Consider the following 24739-nt stretch of genomic DNA (forward strand, 5'->3'; position numbering starts at 1 on the left):
CCTTACTTCTTCCGCTTGTGGCGGCTTAGGAGAATGAATTTGTTGGTCGACTTGTTCGAGCGGGTCTTCTTGCCCTTGGTCGGCTTGCCCCACGGAGTAACCGGGTGGCGACCGCCCGAGGTACGACCTTCACCACCGCCGTGCGGATGGTCGATCGGGTTCATCGAAACGCCGCGGTTGTGCGGTTTGCGGCCCAGCCAACGGTTGCGGCCGGCCTTGCCGATCGACGTGTTCATGTGATCCGGGTTCGACACCGCGCCGATCGTGGCGCGGCAACGGCCGTGCACCAGGCGCTGTTCGCCCGAGTTCAGGCGGACGATCACGTAGTCCTGGTCGCGACCGACGAGCTGGGCATAGGTGCCCGCGGAACGGGCGAGCTGGCCGCCCTTCCCGATCTTGACCTCGATGTTGTGGATGATCGTGCCGACCGGCATGTTGCCGAGCGGCATGACATTGCCCGGCTTCACGTCGACGTAGTTGCCGGCGACGACGGAATCACCGACGGCCAGGCGCTGCGGCGCCAGGATATAGGCCTGGGTGCCGTCTTCGTACTTGACCAGCGCGATGAACGCGGTGCGGTTCGGATCATATTCCAGCCGCTCGACCGTCGCGGGTGCATCGACCTTGTCGCGCTTGAAATCGACGGTACGCAACGTCCGCTTGTGGCCACCACCGCGGAATCGCACGGTGATGCGGCCGGTGTTGTTGCGGCCGCCAGAGGAGTGCTTGCCTTCGGTGAGCGCCTTGACCGGCTTGCCCTTGTAGAGGGCCGAACGATCGACCATGACCAGCTGGCGCTGGCCCGGCGTCGTGGGATTGAATGTCTTCAGTGCCATCGTCGTACGACCTTACAGACCGGTGGTCACGTCGATCCGGTGACCCTCTTCGAGAGTCACGATCGCGCGCTTGGAGTTCGACTGCGAGCCGAGATTGCCGCGGAAGATCTTGGTCTTGCCCTTGCGGACCAGCGTGTTGACGCTCTTGACCTTGACGTCGAACAACTTCTCGATCGCTTCCTTGATCTGCGGCTTGGTCGCCTTCGCGGCCACCTTGAACAGCACCTTGTTGTGCTCCGAGGCAATCGTGGCCTTTTCGGTCACGACCGGCGACAGGATCACGTCGTAATGGCGAGGCTCGATGTTCTTCGTCATTTGAAGCGCGCCTCCAGCGCATCGATGGCGGCCTTGGTCAGAACAAGCTTCCGACGGCGCAGGATGTCATAGACGTTGATGCCCTGGATCGGCAGCACGTCCATGTTCGGGATGTTGCGGGCCGCAGCGGCGAAGCCGTTGTTTAGCTCGGCGCCGTCGATGATCAGCGCGTTGGTCAAGCCCAGACCGGAGAAATGACCGAGCAGCGCCTTGGTCTTAGCAGCTTCCAGCGCGGCCTTGTCGATCACGATGAGATCGCCGTCCTTGGCCTTGGCCGAGAGCGCATGCTTGAGGGCGAGCGCACGGACCTTCTTCGGCAGGTCGGTGGCGTGCGAACGCACCACCGGACCGAAGGCACGGCCGCCGCCGCGGAACTGCGGCACGCGGGCCGAGCCGTGACGAGCACCACCGGTACCCTTCTGCTTGTACATCTTCTTGCCGGTGCGCCAGATCTCGGCGCGGCCCTTGGCCTTGTGCGTACCGGCCTGGCGCTTGTTGAGCTGCCACTGCACGCAACGTGCAATGATGTCCTGGCGCGGCTCGAGGCCGAAAATGGTATCGGAAAGCTGGACCGAGCCGGCTTCCTTACCTTCGAGGGTCGTGACCTTCAATTCCATCTCACGCCTCCTGCGCAGCCGGAGCAGCGTCCGCTTCGCCAGCAACCTTGAACTTGCCGGGCTTCGGAGCTTCCTTCGGCAGCGGCTTCTTGACGGCGTCGCGCACGCGGATCCAGCCGCCCTTGGAGCCGGGAACGGCGCCTTCGACGAGGATCAGACCGCGCTCGACATCGAGCTGGACGACCCGAAGGTTGAGCGTGGTGATGCGGTCAACGCCCATGTGACCGGGCATCTTCTTGTTCTTCCAGGTCTTGCCCGGGTCCTGACGGCCACCGGTCGAACCGATCGAACGGTGCGAGACCGAGACGCCGTGAGTGGCGCGCAGACCGCCGAAGTTCCAGCGCTTCATGCCGCCGGCAAAACCCTTGCCGACCGAGGTGCCGGTGACGTCGACGAACTGACCGACGACAAAGTGGTCGGCCAGGATCTCGGCACCGACGGGGATCATCTGATCCGCGGAGACGCGGAATTCCTCGACCTGCCGCTTCGGCTCGACCTTGGCGACCGCGAATTGGCCGCGCTCCGCCTTGGGCATGTACACGGTCTTGCGGCTGCCAGAACCAAGCTGGAGCGCGACATAACCGTTTTTCTCTTCGGTGCGGTGGCCTACGACCTGGCAATTGCCGAGCTTCAGCACGGTCACGGGGATATGTTCGCCGGCCTCTGTAAAGACCCGCGTCATCCCGACCTTTTGTGCGATCACTCCGGAGCGCATCGGCGTGCTTCCTGTTCTTTCTGTCCGCTAGTGGCGAACGTGATCCAAAAATGTTAGAGCTTGATCTCGACGTCGACACCAGCGGCCAGGTCGAGCTTCATCAAAGCATCGACGGTCTGCGGGGTCGGATCGACGATGTCGAGCAGGCGCTTGTGAGTGCGCATCTCGAACTGCTCGCGGCTCTTCTTGTCGACGTGCGGCGAACGGTTGACGGTGAACTTCTCGATGCGGGTGGGCAGCGGAATGGGTCCGCGGACCTGCGCGCCGGTGCGCTTCGCCGTGTTCACGATCTCGCGGGTCGACGTATCGAGGATACGATGGTCGAACGCCTTGAGACGGATGCGAATGTTTTGGCCGTTCATTGCCGTGGTCTTTCTTCAGTGGGGTGGCGAATAGCGAATAGCGAATGTCACATTCGCTATTCGCCGATCCCTATTCTCGTAATTACTCGATGATCGAGGCGACGACGCCGGCGCCGACGGTGCGGCCACCTTCGCGGATCGCGAAGCGGAGCTTCTCTTCCATCGCGATCGGCACGATCAGGTGCACTTCCATCGCGATGTTGTCGCCCGGCATCACCATCTCGGTACCTTCCGGCAGATGCACGACACCGGTCACGTCGGTGGTGCGGAAGTAGAACTGCGGACGGTAGTTGGTGAAGAACGGGGTGTGGCGGCCACCCTCTTCCTTGGTGAGGATGTAGGCCTCAGCCTTGAACTTGGTGTGCGGCTTGACCGAACCCGGCTTGCACAGCACCTGGCCGCGCTCGACGTCCTCGCGCTTGGTACCACGAAGCAGCGCACCGATGTTGTCGCCGGCCTGGCCCTGATCGAGCAGCTTGCGGAACATTTCGACGCCGGTAACCGTGGTCTTCTGCGTGGCGCGCAGACCGACGATCTCGATTTCCTCGCCGACCTTGACGATACCGCGCTCGACACGGCCGGTCACGACGGTGCCACGGCCCGAGATCGAGAACACGTCTTCGACCGGCATCAGGAACGGCAGGTCGACCGGACGCTCCGGCTGCGGAATGTAGGCGTCGACCTGCTTCATCAGCTCGAGGATCGCCTCATGGCCGAGGGTCTTGTCGGAATCTTCGAGGGCGGCGAGCGCCGAGCCCTTGATGATCGGGATGGTGTCGCCCGGGAATTCGTACTTCGAGAGCAGCTCGCGGACCTCGAGCTCGACCAGCTCGAGCAGTTCCGGATCGTCGACCATGTCGCACTTGTTGAGGAACACGACGAGCGCGGGAACGCCGACCTGGCGGGCGAGCAGGATGTGCTCGCGGGTCTGCGGCATCGGACCGTCAGCGGCCGACACGACCAGGATCGCACCGTCCATCTGGGCGGCGCCGGTGATCATGTTCTTCACGTAGTCGGCGTGGCCGGGGCAGTCGACGTGCGCGTAGTGGCGGTTCTTGGTCTCGTATTCGACGTGCGCCGTCGAGATCGTGATGCCGCGCGCCTTCTCTTCCGGCGCCTTGTCGATCTGGTCGTACGCCGTGAACGTCGCACCGCCGGCTTCGGCGAGGACCTTGGTGATCGCCGCGGTCAGCGACGTCTTGCCATGGTCGACGTGACCGATGGTGCCGATATTGCAGTGCGGCTTGTTACGTTCAAACTTTGCTTTGGCCATTTGACTCTCCGTTCAATCGTCAGTTCGAGACCGACGACAATCAGGCAAACTTCTTCTGGACTTCTGCCGACACGTTGGCCGGCGCTTCTGCGTAGTGGTCGAACTGCATGGTGAAGGTTGCGCGACCCTGGCTCATCGAGCGCAGGTTATTCACGTAACCGAACATGTTCATGAGCGGCACCATCGCGTTGATGACGTTGGCGTTGCCGCGCATGTCCTGACCCTGGATCTGACCGCGCCGGGAATTCAGGTCGCCGATGACCGAGCCGGTGTAATCTTCCGGGGTCACCACTTCGACCTTCATGATCGGCTCGAGCAGGACGGACTTGCCCTTCTGCAAGGCTTCGCGGAATGCAGCGCGCGAAGCGATTTCGAAGGCGAGCGCCGACGAGTCGACGTCGTGATACTTGCCGTCGACGAGCTGAACCTTGACGTCGACCACGGGGAAGCCCGCGACGACACCAGAGCCCATTACGCTGTTGAGGCCCTTTTCGACGCCGGGGATGTATTCCTTCGGAACCGCACCGCCGACGATCTTGGACTCGAACTCGTAGCCCTTGCCGGGCTCGTTCGGCTCGACCACGATCGACACTTCCGCGAACTGACCGGTACCGCCGGTCTGCTTCTTGTGGGTGTACTTGACCTCGGCCCGCTTGGTGACGCGCTCACGGAACGCCACTTGCGGCGCGCCGATGTTGGCATCGACCTTGTAGGTGCGGCGAAGAATGTCGACCTTGATGTCGAGATGGAGTTCGCCCATTCCCTTGAGGATGGTCTGGCCGGACTCCTGGTCGGTCGACACGCGGAAGGACGGATCCTCCGCAGCGAGCTTCGCCAGCGCCACGCCGAGCTTTTCCTGGTCGGCCTTGGACTTGGGCTCGATCGCGATCTCGATGACCGGCTCGGGGAATTCCATCTTTTCGAGGATCACCGCCTTGTCGGGATCGCACAGCGTGTCACCGGTGCGCGCTTCCTTCAGGCCAGCCAGTGCAACGATGTCGCCGGCATAGGCTTCCTTGATGTCTTCGCGGTTGTTCGCATGCATCAGCAACATGCGGCCGATGCGCTCCTTGCGGTCGCGCGTCGAATTGATGACGCCGGTACCCGACAGCAGCGTGCCGGAATAGATGCGGCAGAAGGTGATGGTGCCGACGAACGGGTCGTCCATGATCTTGAACGCCAACAGAGCCAGCGGCTCCTTGTCGTCCGGGCGGCGAACGACCTCGTTGCCGTCTTCATCGACGCCCTTGATCGCGGGAACGTCAACCGGCGACGGCAGATAATCCACGACTGCGTCGAGCAAAGGCTGCACGCCCTTGTTCTTGAACGCCGAGCCGCACAATACTGGGAAGAACGCGCCAGTCAGCACGGCCTTGCGGATCAAGCGCTTCAACGTCGCCTGATCGGGCTCCTTGCCGTCGAGGTAAGCGGCGAGAACGTCGTCGTCGAGCTCGACGGCGGCTTCCAGCAGCTTCTCGCGATATTCCTTGGCCTTCTCGACCATGTCTTCGGGAATATCGATGTCAACGAACTTGGCGTCGAGCTTCTCTTCTTCCCAGACCACGCCCTTCATGCGGACGAGATCGACCAGGCCCTTGAAGTTGTTCTCGGAGCCGATCGGAAGCTGGATCGCGATCGGCTTTGCGCCGAGGCGGTCGACGATATCCTGCATGCACTTGTAGAAGTCAGCGCCGGTCTTATCCATCTTGTTGGCGAAGACGATGCGCGGAACCTTGTACTTGTCGCCCTGGCGCCAGACCGTCTCGGTCTGGGGCTCGACGCCCTGGTTCGAGTCGAGCACGCACACGGCGCCGTCGAGCACGCGCAGGCTGCGCTCGACTTCGATGGTGAAGTCGACGTGGCCGGGAGTGTCGATGATGTTGAGGCGCTTGCCTTCCCAGAACGCGGTGGTCGCGGCCGACGTGATCGTAATGCCGCGCTCCTGCTCCTGCTCCATCCAGTCCATCGTCGCGGCACCTTCGTGCACTTCGCCGATTTTGTGGCTCTTGCCGGTGTAGTAGAGGATGCGCTCGGTGGTCGTGGTCTTGCCGGCATCGATATGCGCCATGATACCGAAGTTACGGTAGTTCTCTATGGCATGAACGCGGGGCATGGAGTGTTCCTTAGATTCCGTGTGTCGCCGTTACCAGCGATAGTGCGAGAAGGCGCGGTTGGCTTCCGCCATCCGGTGCACGTCTTCGCGCTTCTTGACGGCGTTACCCCGGTTGTTCGACGCATCCAGGAGCTCCGCAGAGAGCCGCTCGGTCATCGTCTTCTCGTTGCGATCGCGCGCAGCCGAGATCAGCCAGCGAATGCCCAGCGCCTGACGGCGCACCGAGCGAACCTCGACCGGAACCTGATAGGTCGCGCCGCCGACGCGGCGGGAGCGCACTTCGATCGTCGGCATGACGTTCTCGAGTGCCTGCTCAAACACGCCGAGCGGGTTCTGCTTGGTCTTGCTTTCGATGAGGCCGAACGCGCCGTAGACGATACCTTCGGCGACCGACTTCTTTCCGGCGTACATCACCGAATTCATGAACTTCGTGACGATGATGTTCCCGAACTTCGGATCGGGAAGGACTTCGCGCTTTTCGGCAGAATGGCGACGAGACATGGACCTGGTTCCCGCTTACTTCGGACGCTTGGCGCCGTACTTCGAACGGCGCTGCTTACGGTTCTTGACGCCCTGGGTATCCAGAACGCCGCGGAGGATGTGGTAGCGCACGCCGGGCAAATCCTTGACGCGACCGCCGCGGATCATGACCACCGAGTGCTCCTGGAGGTTATGGCCCTCACCGGGGATGTAGCCGATCACCTCGAAGCCGTTGGTCAGGCGCACCTTGGCAACCTTACGAAGCGCCGAGTTCGGCTTCTTCGGGGTCGTGGTGTAAACGCGCGTGCAAACACCGCGCTTCTGCGGCGACTGCTGCAGCGCCGGCACCTTCTTGCGCGACTTCTGCACTTCCCGCGGTTGAGCGATCAGCTGGTTGATCGTCGGCATCCTGGCATTACCCTTTGTGTTCTGCCGCGGCCCGTCACCGGGTCCGCAAATTCTTTCGAGCTACCCGCCCGACGAGGCCGCCTTCCGCGGAACAATCCGCACAAAGCGAAATCGCGCCAACCACCCATCAACGGGCGGAAAGCGCTTCGACGCCACAGAGGACCGCAGTAGTTGGACCGGTCAGCTTGAAGCTGCAGCCCGCGCACCGAGGTCATGCATCCGAATTCGATCTCGAGAGAACATGCTCACGAGACCTAAAATCGCACTGGCATTGCCTAGCTATGATCGACAGCGTTTGAGCGGCATTCGTCGAGGTTGGTGCCCGTCCTGAAGATCCCCAGGGGGATCAAACGGGTGGCCCGTTCCGACGTTGGCGATGCTCACCGCCTGTCGTTAAGTGAGGGGGTTCTATAAGTGGGAGTCGGTCAAGTCAAGGCGAAACGTCAGTCAGAAGCGCTTCCCGCGCCTGCCGAAATCGCTTCCCGGGCCGCTCGCTGCACCTTCGCGAGACGGAAACGAAGGGCGCGTTCCGCCACCGCGAATCCTATTTATACCCGGATTAAATATACTTTTATAACCATTGGCTAAGGCTTTCTTTCCTGTTGGAGCCCCAATGTGCCGCCTTGGGCAGAGATTGGCGCCATGCGGTACACCGACATTGCCATTATCGGCGGGGGATTGTCCGGCTCGACCGCCGCCGCGATGCTCGGCCGTAGCGGCATTTCGACCATCCTGATCGATCCGCATGAGAGCTATTCGGCGGACTTTCGAGTCGAAAAACTCAGCGGCCACGTGCAGGTCGGACGATTCCAGCAGACGGGAATCGCCGAATCGGTGCTGCGGCGCGCGACCTTTGTTGGTGAGAACTGGATCGCGCGCTTCGGCCGCCTTCTCGACAAGGCGCCGAGCCGGCAGTTCAACATCCCCTACGATTCCCTCGTCAACGCTGTCCGCGACGAAATTCCTGCCGGCGTCGAGCGCATCTGCGCCAAGGCCGTCTCGGTCGAGACAAGCGCGGAGCGGCAGAAGGTCACTCTCTCCAACGACGGGATGGTTTCCGCCCGGCTGGTCGTGCTCGCCAACGGCCTCAACGTCGGCCTGCGCCACCAGCTGGGAATCGCCCGAAAGATCGTCAGTGCCTGCCATTCGATTTCGATCGGCTTCGACGTGGTGCCCGCGGGACGGGCCTCGTTCGACTTCCCGGCGCTGACCTATTTCTCGGAACGGCCGAGCGACCGCATCCCCTACCTCACGCTTTTTCCGATCGGGACGCGGATGCGCGCCAATCTGTTCGTTTACCGCAGCTTCGACGATCCCTGGCTGGGTGAGCTGCGCCGCGCGCCCGCCGAGACGTTGAACGCCGCGCTGCCACGGCTCAAGCGGATCACCGGACCATTCGACATTCCGGGTGAGCTGAAGATCCGCCCGGTCGATCTCTATGTGAACGATGCAAGCGGCCAACCCGGCCTCGTGCTGGTGGGCGATGCCTTCTCGACCTCCTGCCCCGCCGCCGGCACCGGCTGCGACAAGGTGTTCACCGATGTCGAGCGCCTCTGCAACCTCTACATCCCGCAGTGGCTGGCCTCCGACGGGATGGACACAAGCAAGATCGCCGCCTTCTACGCAGATCCGGTCAAGCGGGCCTGCGACGATTGGTCGGCGGCGAAGGCGTTCGACTTCCGCTCGGTCTCGATTGCGACGAGCCCCTATTGGACGGCGCAACGCTGGGCACGCTTCATTGCCTGGTCTATTCAGGGGCTATTGCGGCCGCTGGGAGGAGCCTTCGATCTGGAGCCGAACTTCCTCGGTCACTCCTCCTCATCGTCCTCGTCGAGATCGTCTTCATCCTCGTCGTCATCGTCTCTGTCCTCGTCGACGTGAGCCGGCGCGCCATGCGGTTGATGGATCTGGTCGTTCCACAGCTTGCGATAGGTGCCGTTCCTGGCGAGCAGCTCGGCATGCGAGCCGCGCTCGATCGCCCTGCCCCCTGAAATCACGATGATCTCGTCCATCTCGACCACCGAGGTCAGGCGGTGGGTCGACCAGATCATGGTGCGGCCCTTGGCAACCTTCAGCAGCGTTCGGTTGATCGCGGCTTCCGTGGTCTGGTCGAGCGCCGAAGTGGCTTCGTCCAGCAGCAGCACGGAGGGATTACGGATGACCGCGCGCGCGATCGCGATGCGCTGGCGCTGGCCGCCCGACAAGGTATCGCCGCGCTCGCCCACCGGCGTGTCGTATCGCTGCGGCAGGCTCATGATGTAGCGGTGGATCTCGGCCTTCTTGGCCGCCTCCTCCACCTCCTCGTCGGTTGCGCCCTCCTTGCCGAGCCGGATGTTCTCCCGGATCGACATGTTGAACAGCATGTTCTCCTGGAACACCACCGCCATGCTCCGGCGCAGCGAATCCAGCGTCACCTTGCGGACGTCGACGCCGTCGATGGTGACGCGGCCCTCGTCCGGCACATAGAGCCGCAGGATCAGATTCAACAGCGTGCTCTTGCCCGAACCCGACGGACCGACGATGGCAATTCGCTTGCCGACATTGAGCTTGAGGCTGAGATTGTCCAGCACCGGCGTGTGGCTGCCTTCGTACTGGAACGTCACGTGGTCGAAGGTGATGTCGTTGGTGATGCGGGGCAGATCGGGCGCGCCGGCACGATCGGCGCTGCGCGTGGGCTCGTCGAGCAGCTCCTGCATGTGACGAATCGCGGCTGCCGAGGAGATCGACACGGGAATGAAATGCATCACATGGGCGATGTTGTAGGACACCTCCCAGAACGCGCTCTCGAAGGTGACGAAGGTGCCGATGGTGATCTGACCCTTTGTCGCCAGATATGCGCCGATCGCCAGCACGACGAGATGCAAGAGCAGCACCGAGATGGTGACCGTCCGCTCCACCATGGTCGACAGGAACGCCGCCGAGGCCATCTTGTTTCGCGTCTCGTCGTTGCGGAACTTGAAGAAGCCGAACATCCGGCGTTGCAGGCTGAACGCCTTGATCACGGCCTGCGCCGCCACGTTCTCCTGCACCATGCCGAGCAGCGCGGACTCATTGAGCTTCTGCTCGTAATTCGCCTGAACGGCCTTCGGCGTGAGCATGCGGGGACCGATCAGCGTGATCGGGAACACCAGCAGCGCAACCGCCGCGAGCTGCCAGTTCAAGAACACCATCAGGATGATGCCCGCGATCAACTCCAGGAACGGCAGTGCGGCGCTGTTGGCGAAGGTCTTGACCGAGCCCTCGAAGGCCGCGAGGTCGACGGAGAAGCGCGACAGGATCTCGCCGCGCTTGGTGCGGCCGAAATAGGCAGCCGGCAGATCCTGGACGTGCTCGAACAGCCGCTTGCGGACGTCGGAGATGATGCAGGCCGCGAGCCTCGCATCCCAGCGTTCGTACCAGACCGCGACGATCGAGGTGAAGATGCCCGCAACTGCGAGCACGCCGAGGATCTTGTACAGCGCCTGGAAATCCTCCTCGCCGAGCGCGTCGTCGATCAGGTACTTCAGGCTGAGCGGCATGATCACGTTGAAGAGCGTCTCGACGAAGACGCCGAACGCCACGAACGACAGCATCTGCTTGTAGTTGACCAGGAAGGGTTTGACGAAGCCCAGGATGGTCGCGAGCGCGCCGGCGGCTTCGCGCGCGGTAAAGACGACAAGGTCCTCGTCCTCATCGTCGTCATCGAGCTCCAGCCCGCCATCCTCCTCGTCTTCATCGTCCTCGTCGTCTTCGAGATCCGGCTTGGCGGCAGGGACAAGCTTGTCGTCGAGCTCGGCCGCCTCTTCCGCGGCGAGCTTCTGTTTGTCGGGCGGGAGGGGCTTGGACGCCATGAAACCAACCGTTGCTGACGGCCGGCATGACCGCAGAGAAAGCAGGAAATAACGGAAACCGCTATTGCACCGATTCTATGCGATCAGGATGAATTCGGCAAAACAATTGGCGAAGGCGCCTGCTTCAGGCGGCTAATCGTCTTCCTCGTCCTCGACCTTGTCGAAAAAGGAATAGCGAAGGGAATCGGCGTCGGCGTACCACTGGCCCGGGCCCTTGTTGGCGGCGAGCGTCGCCTCCCAGAGCGCGTCGGTGCAATCCTTGCGGTGCATCGACAGCTCGAAGCCGTTGCCAAAGAACAGTTCGGACCATTCCCACCAGGTGCCGAGCTTCTTGACCCCGCGCAGAAGGTCGTAGCGGTCGATCAGTGCCGGCGCCATGTCCGAGGTGACCGAGCCGAACACGAGCCCGGTCTTGACCACACGGTTCAGCTCCCTGGTCGCACGGACCACCTGCTTCGGGGAAACGTGGCAGAGGCTGGTCTCGAACACGAAGTCGAACGCAACGTCCTTGAACGGCATGTCGGTGATCGAACCGAGCTTGTTGTACTTCTTCAGTGCCTTCGGCGTTCTGGCGTGAATGGTGCGGTTGTTCTCGATGCCCCAGGCATCGATGCCGCGATCGCGCAGCGCGCCGACAAGCTCGCCGCTGGCCGAGCCCGCGATCAAGAGCTTCGTGCCTTTGGCTTTGCCCCAGACGATGCCGATCAGTTTTGTGAGATAGTCGGGATCGGTGAAGTGTTGCCACACTTCGCTGTAGGGACCCTGGCCGCGATAATTGTCGAAATAATCGCGATCGATCTTGTCCGAGAGCGGCTTGTCGTCCTGCGAACGCTCGCGGCGCAGGCGCATCATCTCGGTCAAGATGATGTCGGTCGCCGCGTCCGAGGAATCGAGCAGGCCGTTCAGCGTCGAGTCGAACAGATAGTCGCCGACCACCACGATTCCAGGATGTTCCTTCGGCTCGGGGCGGTGATTGGTCATGACGTCGCGCACGGGCAAGCCGCCCGGAATCGCGTTCACCGACGACAGCCAGCGGTGGATCTTGCCTTCCATGAAATGCGAGCGAGCATCGCCGAGCGATGCCGGCAGTGATTTCAGCGCGGCATCGATCAACTCCTGGTCGGAGAGATTCGCAAAGGCCAGCGCGTCGGAGCCCGGAATCAGCCAGTTCAGCACGCCGTGCTTGCCCACATCATGGCGCGCGCCCTCGTTATAGACGCAGCAACCGCCAAAGGCTTCCGACATGAACCAGGCGCCGGCGATCTTGTCGCCCCAGAACGGCGTGTCGAACAGAATCGAGACACGCAAATAGTGCGCAGGACGGTCGAAGTACGAGACGTGCTTGACCATCGACTTGCGGAGCTGTTCGCCCTCCCAGCCGACGGTCCCGAGCCAGGAATGCGGCAGGCACATCAGCACCAGATCGAAGTCTCGCGTCTCCGGTCCCTTGCCGTTCATCATCTTGAGCTGATAGCGGCCGGTCGGCGCCTTGCCGACCGTGAGGATTCGGTGATTGAGCTGGATGTCGGCATTGACCTCCGACTGGAGGCACTCGATGAGCTGCTCGTTGCCGTTCTGGATGGAATAGAGGCCGATATAGCCGTCGACATCCATCAGGTAGTTCTTGAGCGCGTTGAGCCCGTTGGTGTTGTGGCTCTCGGTCGCAAGATCCGAGCGCGCCATCACCTTGAAGAATCGCTTTGCGGTCTCGTCCTCGACTTCCTCGTCGAGCACCTGTTCGGCGGTCTTGTAGGCCCAGGGATTCTCGTTGTCGTGCGCGCCGACGCCCTCGTAATACTCGATCGGCGTCATCGCGTCGGCGCAGCGCTTACGAAACGCCTCGATCGCGGCCGCGGTCTTGTTCCCGTATTTGCGGCGCATGCCCGCGACGTCGTTGAGGAGCTCGCCGCCGAACTGCACCTGCTCGGCATCCATCGGAATGGTCTGCAAGCCGAAATGCTGGATCAACTCGCGCAACGGATCCGGCCCGGTCATCGAGTAGTCGTAGATCTCGGCAACCCCGGCCTCGTACATCGCGGGCGCAGAATCGAATTTGCGCGTGACGATCTTGCCGCCGAGCCGGTCGGATGCCTCGTAGATGGTGACGCGGCAGAGATCGCCGAGCTTGCGCTTCAGGTACCAAGCGCTCATCAGCCCGCCGGGGCCGCCGCCTACGATTGCGAGATCAAGCATGAGAATTCCGTGGTCTCCGGCCCGCCCCCTTCACGGGACCACCGGTCTAAGTTCTCCTAGCAGAAGCGCTTTTGCGCCTGAAGGAAAGATGAACAAAGGTTGATCCTGCACCGCAACAGGGAAACAAAGCAGCAAAAAGGCCGGCTTGCGCCGGCCTTTTCAGTGTCCTCGGTATTCCTACGGATGAACGATTATTCCGCAGGTGGCAGCGCCATCGGCTCCACTTCCGGCGCCGGCGGCACGACGGCCGCCTGCTTCTCGCGCTCGTCGAGGATCATCTTGTCGCGCTTCACGGCGACTTCGCGGATCTTCGCCATGGAGGCGCCGGTGCCTGCCGGGATCAGCCGGCCGACGATGACGTTCTCCTTGAGGCCTTCGAGCGGATCGACCTTGCCGTTGACCGCCGCTTCCGTGAGGACGCGAGTGGTCTCCTGGAACGAGGCCGCCGAGAAGAAGGAGCGGGTCTGAAGGCTCGCCTTGGTGATGCCGAGCAGAACCGGCGTCCCCGTGGCGATCTTCTTGCCCTCTTCCTTGGCCTTGGCGTTGATCTGGTCGAACTCGATCTTGTCGATCTGCTCGCCCGAGATCATGTCCGTGTCGCCCTGGTCGGTGACTTCCACCTTCTGGAGCATCTGACGGACGATCACCTCGATGTGCTTGTCGTTGATGAGCACGCCCTGGAGCCGATAGACCTCTTGGATCTCGTTGACCAGATAGGCCGCGAGTTCCTCGATGCCCTTGACCGCCAGAATGTCGTGCGGCGCCGGATTGCCTTCCACGATGAAGTCGCCCTTTTCGACGACGTCGCCGTCCTGAAGGTGGATGTGCTTGCCCTTCGGGATCAGGTACTCGCGCGCCTCGTCGGTCTTGTCCATCGGCTCGATCGAGATGCGACGCTTGTTCTTGTAGTCGCGCCCAAACCGGATAGTGCCCGCGATTTCGGCGATGATCGCCGCATCCTTCGGACGCCGAGCCTCGAACAGTTCCGCCACCCGCGGCAGACCGCCGGTGATGTCGCGCGTCTTGGCGCTTTCGGTCGAGACACGGGCGAGAATGTCGCCCGCCTGGACCTTGGCTCCGACGTCGACCGACAGAATGCCGTCGACCGACAGCATGTAGCGAGCATCGCCGCCACGGGCGAGCTTGAGCACCTTGCCGTCCTTGCCCTTGATCACGATGGCAGGACGCAGGTCCCCGCCGCCGCGCATCGAGCGCCAGTCGATGACCACGCGCTTGGCAATACCGGTGGCCTCGTCGAGCGTTTCCGAGATCGACTGTCCCTCGACCAGATCCTCGAAGCCGATGGTGCCTTCGACCTCGGTGAGGAGCGGACGGGTGTAGGGATCCCATTCGACGATACGCTGGCCGCGCTTGACCATGTCGCCCTCGTCGACGTGCAGGCGCGACCCGTACTGAATACGGTGCGTTGCACGCTCGGTGCCGTCGGCATCGACGATCGCGATCACCATGTTGCGAACCATCGCGACCAGGTGGCCTTCGCTGTTGCGGGCGATGGCCTTGTTCCGGATCACGATCTTGCCGTCGAAGTTGGATTCGACGAAAGATTGCTCGTTCAGCTGCGCCGCACCGCCGATGTGGAAGGTGCGCATGGTGAGCTGGGTGCCAGGCTCGCCGATCGACTGCGCCGCAATGACGCCGACCGCTTCGCCGTGGTTGACCGGCGTGCCGCGAGCGAGATCGCGGCCGTAGCACTTGCCACAGATGCCGTTGACGAGTTCGCAGGTCAGCGCCGAGCGGATCTTCACCTCCTGGACGCCGCCCTGCTGGATGGCATCCAGATGGCTCTCTTCCATCAGCGTACCGCGCTTGAAGATCACCTTGCCCGTGCTGTCACGCACGTCTTCGCAGGCCGTGCGTCCGAGGATGCGCGAGCCGAGCGAAGCGACCACGGTGCCGGCATCGACGATGGCGCGCATCTTGATGCCGAGCTTGGTGCCGCAATCGTCCTGCGTGATGATGCAGTCCTGCGCGACGTCGACGAGACGACGGGTCAGGTAGCCGGAGTTCGCGGTCTTCAACGCGGTGTCCGCGAGGCCCTTGCGGGCGCCGTGGGTCGAGTTGAAGTACTCGAGCACCGAGAGGCCTTCCTTGAAGTTCGAGATGATCGGCGTCTCGATGATCTCACCCGACGGTTTGGCCATGAGGCCGCGCATGCCGGCGAGCTGGCGCATCTGGGCCGGCGAACCGCGGGCACCGGAGTGAGCCATCATGTAGATCGAGTTGATGTCGGCATCCGCCCCGCTCGCCGTCTTCTTGGTCGAGGAGATCTCCTTCATCATCGCCTTGGCGATTTCTTCCGTGGCCTTCGACCAGGCGTCGACGACCTTGTTGTACTTCTCGCCATGGGTGATCAGACCGTCGTTGTACTGCTGCTCGAAATCCTTCGCCAGCGTACGGGTGGTGTCGACGATCTTCCACTTGGAGTGCGGCACGACCATGTCGTCCTTGCCGAACGAGATGCCGGCCTTGAACGCGTTGTAGAAGCCGAGCGCCATGATGCGGTCGCAGAAGATCACCGTCTCCTTCTGACCGCAGTGGCGGTAGACCTGGTCGATCACGCCGGAGATCTCGCGCTTGGTCATCAGCTTGTTGATGATCTCGTACGGAACACGCGGGTTCTTCGGCAGCAAATTGCCCAGCATGACGCGGCCAGCGGTGGTCTCGATCCAGCGCTTGGAGATCTTGCCGGTATCGTCGATGCCTTCCCACCGGTACTTGATCTTGGTGTGGAGGTGGATGACCTTCGCGTGCAGCGCGTGTTCGAGCTCCGCCATCTCGCCGAAGATCTTGCCCTCGCCGGGCAGGCCTTCGCGCATGATGGAGACGTAATAGAGACCGAGCACGATGTCCTGCGACGGCACGATGATCGGCTGGCCGTTCGCCGGATGCAGGATGTTGTTGGTCGACATCATCAGGACGCGCGCTTCCAGCTGCGCTTCCAGCGACAGCGGGACGTGCACGGCCATCTGGTCGCCGTCGAAGTCGGCGTTGAACGCGGCGCAGACCAGCGGGTGGAGCTGGATCGCCTTGCCCTCGATCAGCACGGGCTCGAACGCCTGGATGCCGAGGCGATGCAGCGTCGGCGCGCGGTTGAGCAGCACGGGATGCTCGCGAATGACCTCGTCCAGGATGTCCCAGACCTCGGGCCGCTCCTTCTCGACCAGCTTCTTGGCCTGCTTCACGGTGGTGGACAGGCCCTTGGCGTCAAGCCGCGAGTAGATGAACGGCTTGAACAGCTCGAGCGCCATCTTCTTCGGCAGGCCGCACTGATGCAGGCGCAGCTCGGGACCGACCACGATCACCGAACGGCCCGAATAGTCGACGCGCTTGCCGAGCAGGTTCTGACGGAACCGGCCCTGCTTGCCCTTGAGCATGTCGGCGAGCGACTTCAGCGGACGCTTGTTGGCACCCGTGATGACGCGGCCGCGGCGGCCGTTGTCGAACAGCGCGTCGACGGCCTCCTGAAGCATGCGCTTCTCGTTGCGGATGATGATGTCCGGCGCGCGCAGCTCCATCAGCCGCTTCAAGCGGTTGTTGCGGTTGATGACGCGGCGATAGAGGTCGTTGAGGTCCGAGGTCGCGAAGCGGCCGCCGTCCAGCGGCACCAGCGGACGCAGGTCCGGCGGAATCACCGGGACCACGGTCATGATCATCCATTCCGGCTTGTTGCCGGAGTGGCGGAACGCTTCCACGATCTTCAGGCGCTTGGCGAGCTTCTTGTGCTTGATGTCGGAGTCCGTCTCCTGCATCTCCGCGCGCAAGGTCAGCTCGAGCTTCTCGAGATCCATGCCCTTGAGCAGCTCGCGGATCGCTTCCGCGCCGATCATGGCGGTGAAGGAATCCTGGCCGTATTCGTCCTGCGCCTTCAGGTACTCGTCTTCCGACAAGAGCTGACGGTCCTTCAGCGCGGTGAGGCCCGGCTCGAGCACGACGTAATATTCGAAGTAGAGGATCCGCTCGAGATCCTTCAACGTCATGTCGAGCAGGAGGCCGATGCGCGAGGGCAGCGACTTCAGGAACCAGATGTGGGCGACGGGAGCTGCGAGCTCGATATGGCCCATGCGCTCGCGCCGGACGCGCGACAGCGTGACCTCGACCGAGCACTTCTCGCAGATGATGCCCTTGTACTTCATGCGCTTGTACTTGCCGCACAAGCACTCGTAGTCCTTGATCGGCCCGAAGATGCGGGCGCAGAACAGGCCGTCGCGTTCGGGCTTGAAGGTACGGTAGTTGATGGTTTCCGGCTTCTTGATCTCGCCGTACGACCAGGACAGAATCTTCTCGGGGCTCGCGATCGAGATCCGGATCTGGTCGAAGACCTGAGCCGGCGTCGTCGGATTAAAGAGATTCATAATTTCTTGGTTCATCGTCTTCTCCTCGCGTGCCGGTCGCCTCCGGCAGCAAATTCGAAAATCACTATGCGGGGCGCCCCGCCCTCGCGATTCCAGGACTGGGCGCCGATGCCCGGCCGTTCAGGCCGGGCATGAGGGTCGTATTACTCGGCCGCTTCCGCCGTCCCCGGTCCGACCTTGGAATTGTGCAAGTCGACGTTGAGGCCGAGCGAGCGCATTTCCTTGACCAGCACGTTGAACGATTCCGGAATACCGGCCTCGAAGGTGTCATCGCCACGCACGATCGCCTCGTACACTTTGGTACGGCCGGCGACGTCGTCCGACTTCACGGTCAGCATCTCCTGGAGCGTGTACGCGGCGCCGTAAGCCTCGAGCGCCCACACTTCCATTTCGCCGAAACGCTGGCCGCCGAACTGCGCCTTGCCGCCCAGCGGCTGCTGGGTAACGAGCGAGTACGGACCGATCGAACGCGCGTGGATCTTGTCGTCGACGAGATGGTGCAGCTTGAGCATGTAGATGTAGCCCACCGTCACCTTGCGGTCGAAAGCATCGCCGGTGCGGCCGTCATAGACGGTCGACTGGCCCGAAGCGTCGAGACCGGCAAGCTTCAGCATCTCCTCGATGTCGGCTTCCTTGGCGCCGTCGAACACCGGCGTCGCGATCGGAACGCCGCGGCTCAGATTGTGGCCGAGCTCGATCAACTCGTTGTCGTTGAGCGACTTGATCGTCTCGTCCTCGCCGTAGACCTTCTTCAAGGTTTCCTTCAGCGGCCGGATGTCCTGCTTCGACAAATAGGCATCGACCGTCTGGCCGATACGCTTGCCGAGGCCGGCACAGGCCCAGCCGAGATGGGTCTCGAGGATCTGTCCGACGTTCATGCGCGAGGGCACGCCGAGCGGATTGAGCACGATGTCGGCATGCGTACCGTCTTCGAGGAACGGCATGTCCTCGATCGGCACGATCTTCGACACCACGCCCTTGTTGCCGTGGCGGCCCGCCATCTTGTCGCCGGGCTGGATCTTGCGCTTCACCGCGACGAAGACCTTGACCATCTTCATCACGCCGGGCGGCAATTCGTCACCGCGCTGAAGCTTTTCGACCTTGTCGAGGAAGCGCTGTTCCAGCCCCTTCTTCGACTCGTCGTACTGCTTCCGCATGGCCTCGATCTCGGCCATCAGCTTGTCGTTCGGCGAAGCGAACAGCCACCATTGCGACTTCGGGTACTCCTCGAGCACCGCACGGGTGATCTTGGTGTCCTTCTTGAAGCCCTTCGGACCGGCGATGCCCTGCCGTCCCTCGAGCAGCTCGGCAAGACGATTGTAGACGTTGCGGTCCAGGATCGCCTGCTCGTCGTCGCGGTCCTTGGCCAGACGCTCGATCTCTTCCCGTTCGATCGCCAGCGCACGCTCGTCCTTGTCGACGCCGTGCCGGTTGAACACGCGCACTTCGACGATGGTGCCCTGCACGCCCGGAGGAACGCGCAGCGAGGTGTCGCGGACGTCGGAAGCCTTCTCGCCGAAGATGGCGCGCAGGAGCTTTTCCTCCGGCGTCATCGGGCTTTCGCCCTTCGGCGTGATCTTGCCGACCAGGATGTCGCCGGCGCGCACTTCCGCGCCGATGTACACGATGCCGGCTTCGTCGAGGTTCTTCAGCGCTTCTTCCGAGACGTTCGGAATGTCGCGGGTGATTTCCTCGGGTCCGAGCTTGGTGTCGCGGGCCATCACCTCGAATTCTTCGATATGAATTGAGGTGAACACGTCTTCCTTCACGATCCGCTCGGAGAGCAGGATCGAGTCTTCGAAGTTGTAGCCGTTCCACGGCATGAACGCGACGAGCACGTTCCGGCCGAGCGCGAGCTCTCCGAGATCGGTCGACGGACCGTCGGCGATGATGTCGCCCTTCTTGACGATGTCGCCGACCTTCACCAGCGGACGCTGGTTGATGCAGGTCGATTGGTTGGAGCGCTGGTACTTCATCAGCCGGTAGATATCGACTCCCGACTTGGTCGGATCGAGATCTTCCGTGGCGCGGATGACGACGCGGGTTGCGTCGATCTGGTCGATCACGCCCGAACGGCGCGCCGCGATCGCAGCACCCGAGTCACGCGCAACCACGCCTTCCATGCCGGTGCCGACGAACGGCGCTTCGGCACGAACCAGCGGCACCGCCTGGCGCTGCATGTTCGAGCCCATCAGCGCGCGGTTGGCGTCGTCGTTCTCGAGGAACGGGATCAGCGCGGCCGCGACCGAAACGAGCTGCTTCGGCGACACGTCCATGTAGTCGACCTTGTCCGGGGTCACCGGCAAGACTTCGCCGGCGTGACGGCAGACCACGAGATCTTCGGTGAAGCGGCCCTTCGGATCGAGCGGCACGTTGGCCTGCGCGACCGTGTAGCGGCCCTCTTCCATCGCCGAGAGGTACACGACCTCGTCGGTGACGCGACCGTCCTTGACTTTGCGGTAAGGCGTCTCGACGAAGCCGTACTTGTTCACGCGCGCGAAGGTCGCGAGCGAGTTGATCAGGCCGATGTTCGGACCTTCCGGCGTCTCGATCGGGCAGATGCGGCCGTAATGCGTCGGATGCACGTCGCGCACCTCGAAGCCGGCGCGCTCGCGGGTCAGACCGCCCGGTCCAAGGGCCGACAGGCGGCGCTTGTGGGTGATCTCCGACAGCGGGTTGGTCTGGTCCATGAACTGCGAGAGCTGCGAGGAGCCGAAGAACTCGCGCACGGCGGCGGCCGCCGGCTTCGCGTTGATCAGGTCCTGCGGCATGACCGTGTCGATGTCGACCGAAGACATGCGCTCCTTGATCGCGCGCTCCATGCGGAGCAAGCCGATGCGGTACTGGTTCTCCATGAGCTCGCCGACCGAACGCACACGGCGGTTGCCGAGATGGTCGATGTCGTCGATCTCGCCCTTGCCGTCGCGCAGATCCACCAGCGTCTTGATGACGGAGAGGATGTCTTCCTTGCGCAGCGTGCGCTGGGTGTCGGGCGCATCGAGGTCGAGGCGCATGTTCATCTTGACGCGGCCGACGGCCGAGAGGTCGTAGCGCTCGGCGTCGAAGAACAGCGACTGGAACATCGCCTGCGCCGAATCAAGCGTCGGCGGCTCGCCGGGACGCATCACGCGGTAGATGTCGAACAGCGCGTCCTCGCGCGTCATGTTCTTGTCGGCCGAGAGCGTGTTGCGGATGTAGGCGCCGACATTGACGTGGTCGATGTCGAGCAGCGGCAGTTCCTTGTAGCCCTGCTCGTTGAGAGCCTTCATCGACTTGTCGGTGATCTCTTCACCGGCTTCGGCGTGGATCTCGCCGGTCTTGGGATTGACGAGGTCCTCGGCGATGTAGTTGCCGACGAGCTCGGCATCCGACAGGCGCAGCGCCTTCAGACCCTTCTCCTGCATCTGACGCGCACCGCGCACGGTGAGCTTCTTGCCGGCTTCGAGCACGACCTTGCCGGTATCGGCGTCGATCAGGTCGTTGATGGTCGAGTAGCCGCGGAAACGATTGGCGTCGAACGGAACGCGCCAGCCCTCCTTGATCCGCTTGTACTGGATCTTCTTGTAGAAGGTGCTGAGGATCGCCTCGCCGTCGAGACCGAGCGCGAACATCAGCGACGTCACCGGAAGCTTGCGGCGACGGTCGATACGCGCATAGACGATGTCCTTGGCGTCGAACTCGATGTCGAGCCAGGAGCCGCGATACGGGATCACGCGGGCGGCGAACAGCAGCTTGCCCGACGAATGAGTCTTGCCCTTGTCGTGGTCGAAGAACACGCCCGGCGAACGGTGCATCTGCGAGACGATGACGCGCTCGGTGCCGTTGACGATGAAGGTGCCGTTCATCGTCATGAGCGGGATGTCGCCCATGTAGACGTCCTGCTCCTTGATGTCCTTGACCGACTTCGCGCCGGTTTCCTCGTCGATATCGAACACGATGAGGCGCAGCGTCACCTTGAGGGGAGCCGCGAAGGTCATGCCGCGCTGGCGGCACTCGTCGACGTCGTATTTCGGCGGCTCGAACTCGTAGCGGACGAATTCCAGCATCGAGGTGCCCGAGAAGTCGGAGATCGGGAACACCGAGCGGAACACCGCCTGCAAGCCCTCGTCCGACCGCCCGCCCTGGGGCTCGTCGACCATCAGGAACTGGTCATAGGACGCCTTCTGAACCTCGATGAGGTTCGGCATCTCGGCCACTTCCTTGATGTGTCCGAAGAACTTGCGAACGCGTTTGCGACCGGTGAATGTCTGCTGCGCCATCGTGGCCTCTCATTTTCGTCGCCCGATTTGGGCGCGCCCTCCGGAACGCAGCGACCGCCGCTCCCCGGGTTGAATTTTTCGAACCCGTCTTGGGGGCCGGAGACTCAGTTTCAGGCAGGAATGTCCTGAATCTGTTCTTCAGACCTTCAAAACGCAAAACGACGCGCGGGGCGCAGGAGCGCGCCCGCCCGTCACAACCATCCTCTTCACGGACTGCAAAAGCCCGAAATAGCTTGCTCTCCCAACGGCTTACAGGGAAATGCGGCATCCCTGCCCACCGCGCTTTCGTGCTGCCGACCCGATATGGGGCGACATTAGTGCAGATTCGAGGGCTAAGCCCTCAAATCCCCACACTTTTTCGTGTTCGGCCCGCGTCGGATCGTTCCGTCGCACGCCTTTTGCATCTGGCCCACCCTTTCGAGGAGTGGACCGAGATCCCGGCTGCGATGATGCTCACCGGGATCTCGTGCCAGTAAGCGATGCTTACTTGAGCTCGACCTTCGCGCCAGCCTTCTCGAGCTGGGCCTTGAGCTTCTCGGCTTCGTCCTTGTTCACGCCTTCCTTGACAGGCTTCGGCGCGCCCTCGACGAGGTCCTTTGCTTCCTTCAGGCCCAGGCCGGTGATGGCGCGGACTTCCTTGATGACCTCGATCTTCTTGTCGCCGGCGGCGGCAAGAACGACCGTGAACTCGGTCTTCTCTTCGGCCGGAGCGGCGGCAGCGCCACCACCAGCCGGGCCGGCCACGGCGACAGCCGCGGCAGCCGAAACGCCCCACTTCTCTTCGAGGAGCTTCGCGAGTTCGGCAGCTTCGAGCACGGTGAGGCTCGAGAGGTCGTCAACGATCTTCTGCAGGTCAGCCATTGTTCAGTTTCCTTGAATGTAAGTCTGGTTCGGGTTTGAGTTTTGCGAAGGGCGTCAGGCCGCTTCGCCCTTTGAGGCATAAGCCTGGATGACGCGCGCGAGCTTGCCCGCGGGCGCGTTGGCGAGCTGAGCGATCTTGGTCGCCGGGGCCACAAGCAGGCCGACGATCTTGGCGCGCAGTTCGTCAAGCGACGGCAGCGAGGCAAGTGCCTTCACGCCGTCGACATTCAGGACGGTCTTTCCCATCGAGCCACCAATGATGACGAACTTTTCGTTCGCCTTGGCGAATTCGATGGCGACCTTTGGCGCCGCTACCGGATCGTCCGAAGTGGCGATCACGGTCGGTCCCTTCAGCATGGGGCCGATGGCAACGACGTCAGTGCCTTCAAGAGCAATTTTGGCGAGACGGTTCTTCGAGACCTTCACCGAGGCGCCAGCCTGCTTCATCTGCATGCGCAGCTTCTGCATCTGGGCAACGGTCAGGCCGGAATATTGGGCAACGACCGCGACGCTCGTGGTCTTGAAGACCCCATTGAGCTGTTCGACCGCTTCCTTTTTTGCCGCTCGTTCCACAGCAAGCTCTTTCCGGTTGGCGGTCATCGCAAAAGCGGGACCGCCGGGTTGCACCCATCGTCCCGCCCAAACCTGAACCTCAGGGCCAAACCCATCGGACACGCCGGGCAAGACGACAATTCAAAGCCTGCCCTCCGGGAGCCCGTTAGAGCCCACGGCGTGTCGAGGTCCGAACCAAACCCATTCCGCAACCGACCCCAAGGTGGTCACGAAGTGAAATCCGGTCTTCACCCGTCTATGCAGGCCATGCGATTAAGCCGTTGAGAAATCGAAATTCCCCGCAGGCGCCTGCAGTCTTGGACAGGACAAGGTCAGCCGGCGAACCGCCCGACCTCTGCCCGCATCCCACACCCGACGAATTTCCCTCCTTTTCCAGCCAATCCTCACGGACGTCCTGAAAAGGAATGATCTCCATCGCTTGTTTTTCGGAATGCGTGCACGAACGCGCCAGCCAAGGCCGGTGCGTCCGGAAGCGGTTCTTTAACCGCTCGGAGCCTGCTTGCCAAGAGCAAAATTCACACCAGTTCCAATCCGTTGCCGCAGGCGCTTGACCCGGGCCGACAAGGGCCGATTCAGGCTCATTTGACCGCGTAAGGCAACCTCTTGCCCGCGAAAAACGCCGTCAGGTTCGCCAACACGCAGTTCTGCATGGCGACGTGCGATTCGAGGGTATGGCCGCCGATATGGGGGGCGAACACCGCGTTGGGCAGCGCCGTCAACGCGTCCGGGGCATGCGGTTCCTGGTCGTAGACGTCGAGACCGGCGCCGGCGATGGTCTTCTCGGTGAGCGCCACCACCAGGGCTTTCTCGTCGATCACCGAGCCGCGGGAGATGTTGACGACATAGCCGTCTGCGCCGAGGCGCTTGAGGATATCGGCGCTGACGGCATGCTGGGTCTCGGCTCCTGCCCGGACCGCGATCATCAGCACGCTGCACCAGTCGGCCAGCGCCTCCAGCGTCGGGAAATATTGATAGGGCAGATCGTATTTGCTGCGGCTGAAATAGCCGATTTCGCTCTCGAAGGCGGCGCAGCGCGCGGCGATCTTGCGGCCGATCTCGCCCATGCCGTAGACGCCGATGCGGCGGCCCGGCATCCCGGCCTGCGGGCGCATCATCGGCGAGGGCTTTGACGCGGCCCAATCGCCGCTTCGGACGTACTGGTCGGCAACCAGGATTCGCCGCGTCGTCGCGAGCATCAGGGTCATCGCGATGTCGGCGACCGAGGCCGCATTGGCGCCCGGGCTGTGTCCGACCGCGATGTTGCGGGCAACGGCGGCCTTCAGGTCAACACCGTCATACCCGGTGCCGTAGCAGACGATGGCGCCGAGCTTCGGAAACAGGTCCATCGCCTCCGCGCCCAGCGGCGTGCCGCCGGCGGTGAGCACCGCGCGGATGCCGCCGAGCTCGTCGGCCGAAAACACCTCGCGCGCAGCCTTGCCGGCCGTGTCGAGCAGCTCGAACCGCTCGGCGAAGCGCGCCATCATCGTCTTGGGAAAGCGCGAGTAGATCAGGACCTTGTCAGTCATTATTC

Annotated in this window: 17 protein-coding genes; 1 reads left to right on the forward strand and 16 read right to left on the reverse strand. The window is 62.7% G+C overall.

Features of this window, described 5'->3' with window-relative positions:
* Positions 1-2: 2 nt before the first annotated feature.
* The 9 genes from rplB to rpsL form a co-directional block, all read right to left on the reverse strand.
* Positions 3-836: a 50S ribosomal protein L2 gene (gene rplB, locus AC0L21_RS22455; protein WP_007603020.1), complete on the reverse strand. Its 834-nt coding sequence runs from the start codon at positions 834-836 to the stop codon at positions 3-5.
* Between the two features lie 12 nt (positions 837-848).
* A complete protein-coding gene (locus tag AC0L21_RS22460) occupies positions 849-1151 on the reverse strand; it encodes a 50S ribosomal protein L23 (RefSeq protein ID WP_007603019.1) in 303 nt (100 codons plus the stop codon).
* On the reverse strand, positions 1148-1768 hold the full coding sequence (rplD, locus tag AC0L21_RS22465; protein WP_007603018.1) for a 50S ribosomal protein L4: 621 nt from the start codon (positions 1766-1768) through the stop codon (positions 1148-1150). Before rplD ends, AC0L21_RS22460 begins: the two co-directional genes overlap by 4 nt.
* A 1-nt stretch (position 1769) precedes the next feature.
* Complete coding sequence (rplC, locus tag AC0L21_RS22470) at positions 1770-2483, reverse strand: 50S ribosomal protein L3 (RefSeq protein WP_007603016.1); 714 nt, start codon at positions 2481-2483, stop codon at positions 1770-1772.
* A 53-nt stretch (positions 2484-2536) separates the two neighbouring features.
* Positions 2537-2845: a 30S ribosomal protein S10 gene (rpsJ, locus tag AC0L21_RS22475; protein ID WP_002712302.1), complete on the reverse strand. Its 309-nt coding sequence runs from the start codon at positions 2843-2845 to the stop codon at positions 2537-2539.
* An 82-nt stretch (positions 2846-2927) separates the two neighbouring features.
* Positions 2928-4118 carry an elongation factor Tu gene (tuf, locus tag AC0L21_RS22480; RefSeq protein ID WP_007603012.1) on the reverse strand — a complete coding sequence of 397 codons (1191 nt, stop codon included), beginning with the start codon at positions 4116-4118 and terminating at the stop codon, positions 2928-2930.
* Positions 4119-4158: 40 nt separating this feature from the next.
* A complete protein-coding gene (fusA, locus tag AC0L21_RS22485; protein WP_473263984.1) occupies positions 4159-6231 on the reverse strand; it encodes an elongation factor G in 2073 nt (690 codons plus the stop codon).
* 30 nt (positions 6232-6261) lie between these two features.
* A complete protein-coding gene (rpsG, locus tag AC0L21_RS22490) occupies positions 6262-6732 on the reverse strand; it encodes a 30S ribosomal protein S7 (RefSeq protein ID WP_007603009.1) in 471 nt (156 codons plus the stop codon).
* Between the two features lie 15 nt (positions 6733-6747).
* Positions 6748-7119 carry a 30S ribosomal protein S12 gene (gene rpsL, locus AC0L21_RS22495; protein WP_007603006.1) on the reverse strand — a complete coding sequence of 124 codons (372 nt, stop codon included), beginning with the start codon at positions 7117-7119 and terminating at the stop codon, positions 6748-6750.
* A 642-nt stretch (positions 7120-7761) separates the two neighbouring features.
* On the opposite strand from rpsL, the gene AC0L21_RS22500 reads away from it, so the two are divergent.
* Complete coding sequence (locus tag AC0L21_RS22500; RefSeq protein WP_473263985.1) at positions 7762-9000, forward strand: FAD-dependent oxidoreductase; 1239 nt, start codon at positions 7762-7764, stop codon at positions 8998-9000.
* On the opposite strand, the gene AC0L21_RS22505 is transcribed toward AC0L21_RS22500, so the two are convergent.
* From AC0L21_RS22505 to AC0L21_RS22535, 7 genes are all read right to left on the reverse strand, one after another.
* Positions 8928-10949 carry an ABC transporter ATP-binding protein gene (locus AC0L21_RS22505; protein WP_473263986.1) on the reverse strand — a complete coding sequence of 674 codons (2022 nt, stop codon included), beginning with the start codon at positions 10947-10949 and terminating at the stop codon, positions 8928-8930. The two genes, AC0L21_RS22500 and AC0L21_RS22505, sit on opposite strands and share 73 nt — an antisense overlap.
* A 132-nt stretch (positions 10950-11081) precedes the next feature.
* Positions 11082-13142: an FAD-dependent oxidoreductase gene (locus AC0L21_RS22510; protein ID WP_473263987.1), complete on the reverse strand. Its 2061-nt coding sequence runs from the start codon at positions 13140-13142 to the stop codon at positions 11082-11084.
* Positions 13143-13333: 191 nt separating this feature from the next.
* Positions 13334-17530 carry a DNA-directed RNA polymerase subunit beta' gene (rpoC, locus tag AC0L21_RS22515; protein WP_473263988.1) on the reverse strand — a complete coding sequence of 1399 codons (4197 nt, stop codon included), beginning with the start codon at positions 17528-17530 and terminating at the stop codon, positions 13334-13336.
* 128 nt (positions 17531-17658) lie between these two features.
* Complete coding sequence (rpoB, locus tag AC0L21_RS22520) at positions 17659-21774, reverse strand: DNA-directed RNA polymerase subunit beta (RefSeq protein WP_007602996.1); 4116 nt, start codon at positions 21772-21774, stop codon at positions 17659-17661.
* A gap of 483 nt (positions 21775-22257) precedes the next feature.
* Positions 22258-22635, reverse strand: a complete 378-nt coding sequence (rplL, locus tag AC0L21_RS22525) for a 50S ribosomal protein L7/L12 (RefSeq protein WP_007602994.1) — start codon at positions 22633-22635, stop codon at positions 22258-22260.
* A 54-nt stretch (positions 22636-22689) separates the two neighbouring features.
* Entirely contained in the window at positions 22690-23208 is a 519-nt protein-coding gene (gene rplJ, locus AC0L21_RS22530; RefSeq protein WP_275168107.1) for a 50S ribosomal protein L10, read from the reverse strand.
* A gap of 578 nt (positions 23209-23786) precedes the next feature.
* A complete protein-coding gene (locus AC0L21_RS22535) occupies positions 23787-24734 on the reverse strand; it encodes a 2-hydroxyacid dehydrogenase (protein WP_473263989.1) in 948 nt (315 codons plus the stop codon).
* Positions 24735-24739: the final 5 nt, after the last annotated feature.

Source organism: Bradyrhizobium sp. WSM4873, from assembly GCF_055811355.1.

What these genes read in the sequence shown, in the direction of transcription:
- rplB (WP_007603020.1), bottom strand. Translation starts at nt 836, where the DNA reads ATGGCACTGAAGACATTCAATCCCACGACGCCGGGCCAGCGCCAGCTG.
- rplD (WP_007603018.1), bottom strand. Translation starts at nt 1,768, where the DNA reads ATGGAATTGAAGGTCACGACCCTCGAAGGTAAGGAAGCCGGCTCGGTC.
- rpoC (WP_473263988.1), bottom strand. Translation starts at nt 17,530, where the DNA reads ATGAACCAAGAAATTATGAATCTCTTTAATCCGACGACGCCGGCTCAG.
- tuf (WP_007603012.1), bottom strand. Translation starts at nt 4,118, where the DNA reads ATGGCCAAAGCAAAGTTTGAACGTAACAAGCCGCACTGCAATATCGGC.
- rplC (WP_007603016.1), bottom strand. Translation starts at nt 2,483, where the DNA reads ATGCGCTCCGGAGTGATCGCACAAAAGGTCGGGATGACGCGGGTCTTT.
- rpsG (WP_007603009.1), bottom strand. Translation starts at nt 6,732, where the DNA reads ATGTCTCGTCGCCATTCTGCCGAAAAGCGCGAAGTCCTTCCCGATCCG.
- AC0L21_RS22460 (WP_007603019.1), bottom strand. Translation starts at nt 1,151, where the DNA reads ATGACGAAGAACATCGAGCCTCGCCATTACGACGTGATCCTGTCGCCG.
- rpoB (WP_007602996.1), bottom strand. Translation starts at nt 21,774, where the DNA reads ATGGCGCAGCAGACATTCACCGGTCGCAAACGCGTTCGCAAGTTCTTC.
- fusA (WP_473263984.1), bottom strand. Translation starts at nt 6,231, where the DNA reads ATGCCCCGCGTTCATGCCATAGAGAACTACCGTAACTTCGGTATCATG.
- AC0L21_RS22500 (WP_473263985.1), top strand. Translation starts at nt 7,762, where the DNA reads ATGCGGTACACCGACATTGCCATTATCGGCGGGGGATTGTCCGGCTCG.
- rpsJ (WP_002712302.1), bottom strand. Translation starts at nt 2,845, where the DNA reads ATGAACGGCCAAAACATTCGCATCCGTCTCAAGGCGTTCGACCATCGT.
- rpsL (WP_007603006.1), bottom strand. Translation starts at nt 7,119, where the DNA reads ATGCCGACGATCAACCAGCTGATCGCTCAACCGCGGGAAGTGCAGAAG.
- rplL (WP_007602994.1), bottom strand. Translation starts at nt 22,635, where the DNA reads ATGGCTGACCTGCAGAAGATCGTTGACGACCTCTCGAGCCTCACCGTG.
- AC0L21_RS22505 (WP_473263986.1), bottom strand. Translation starts at nt 10,949, where the DNA reads ATGGCGTCCAAGCCCCTCCCGCCCGACAAACAGAAGCTCGCCGCGGAA.
- AC0L21_RS22535 (WP_473263989.1), bottom strand. Translation starts at nt 24,734, where the DNA reads ATGACTGACAAGGTCCTGATCTACTCGCGCTTTCCCAAGACGATGATG.
- AC0L21_RS22510 (WP_473263987.1), bottom strand. Translation starts at nt 13,142, where the DNA reads ATGCTTGATCTCGCAATCGTAGGCGGCGGCCCCGGCGGGCTGATGAGC.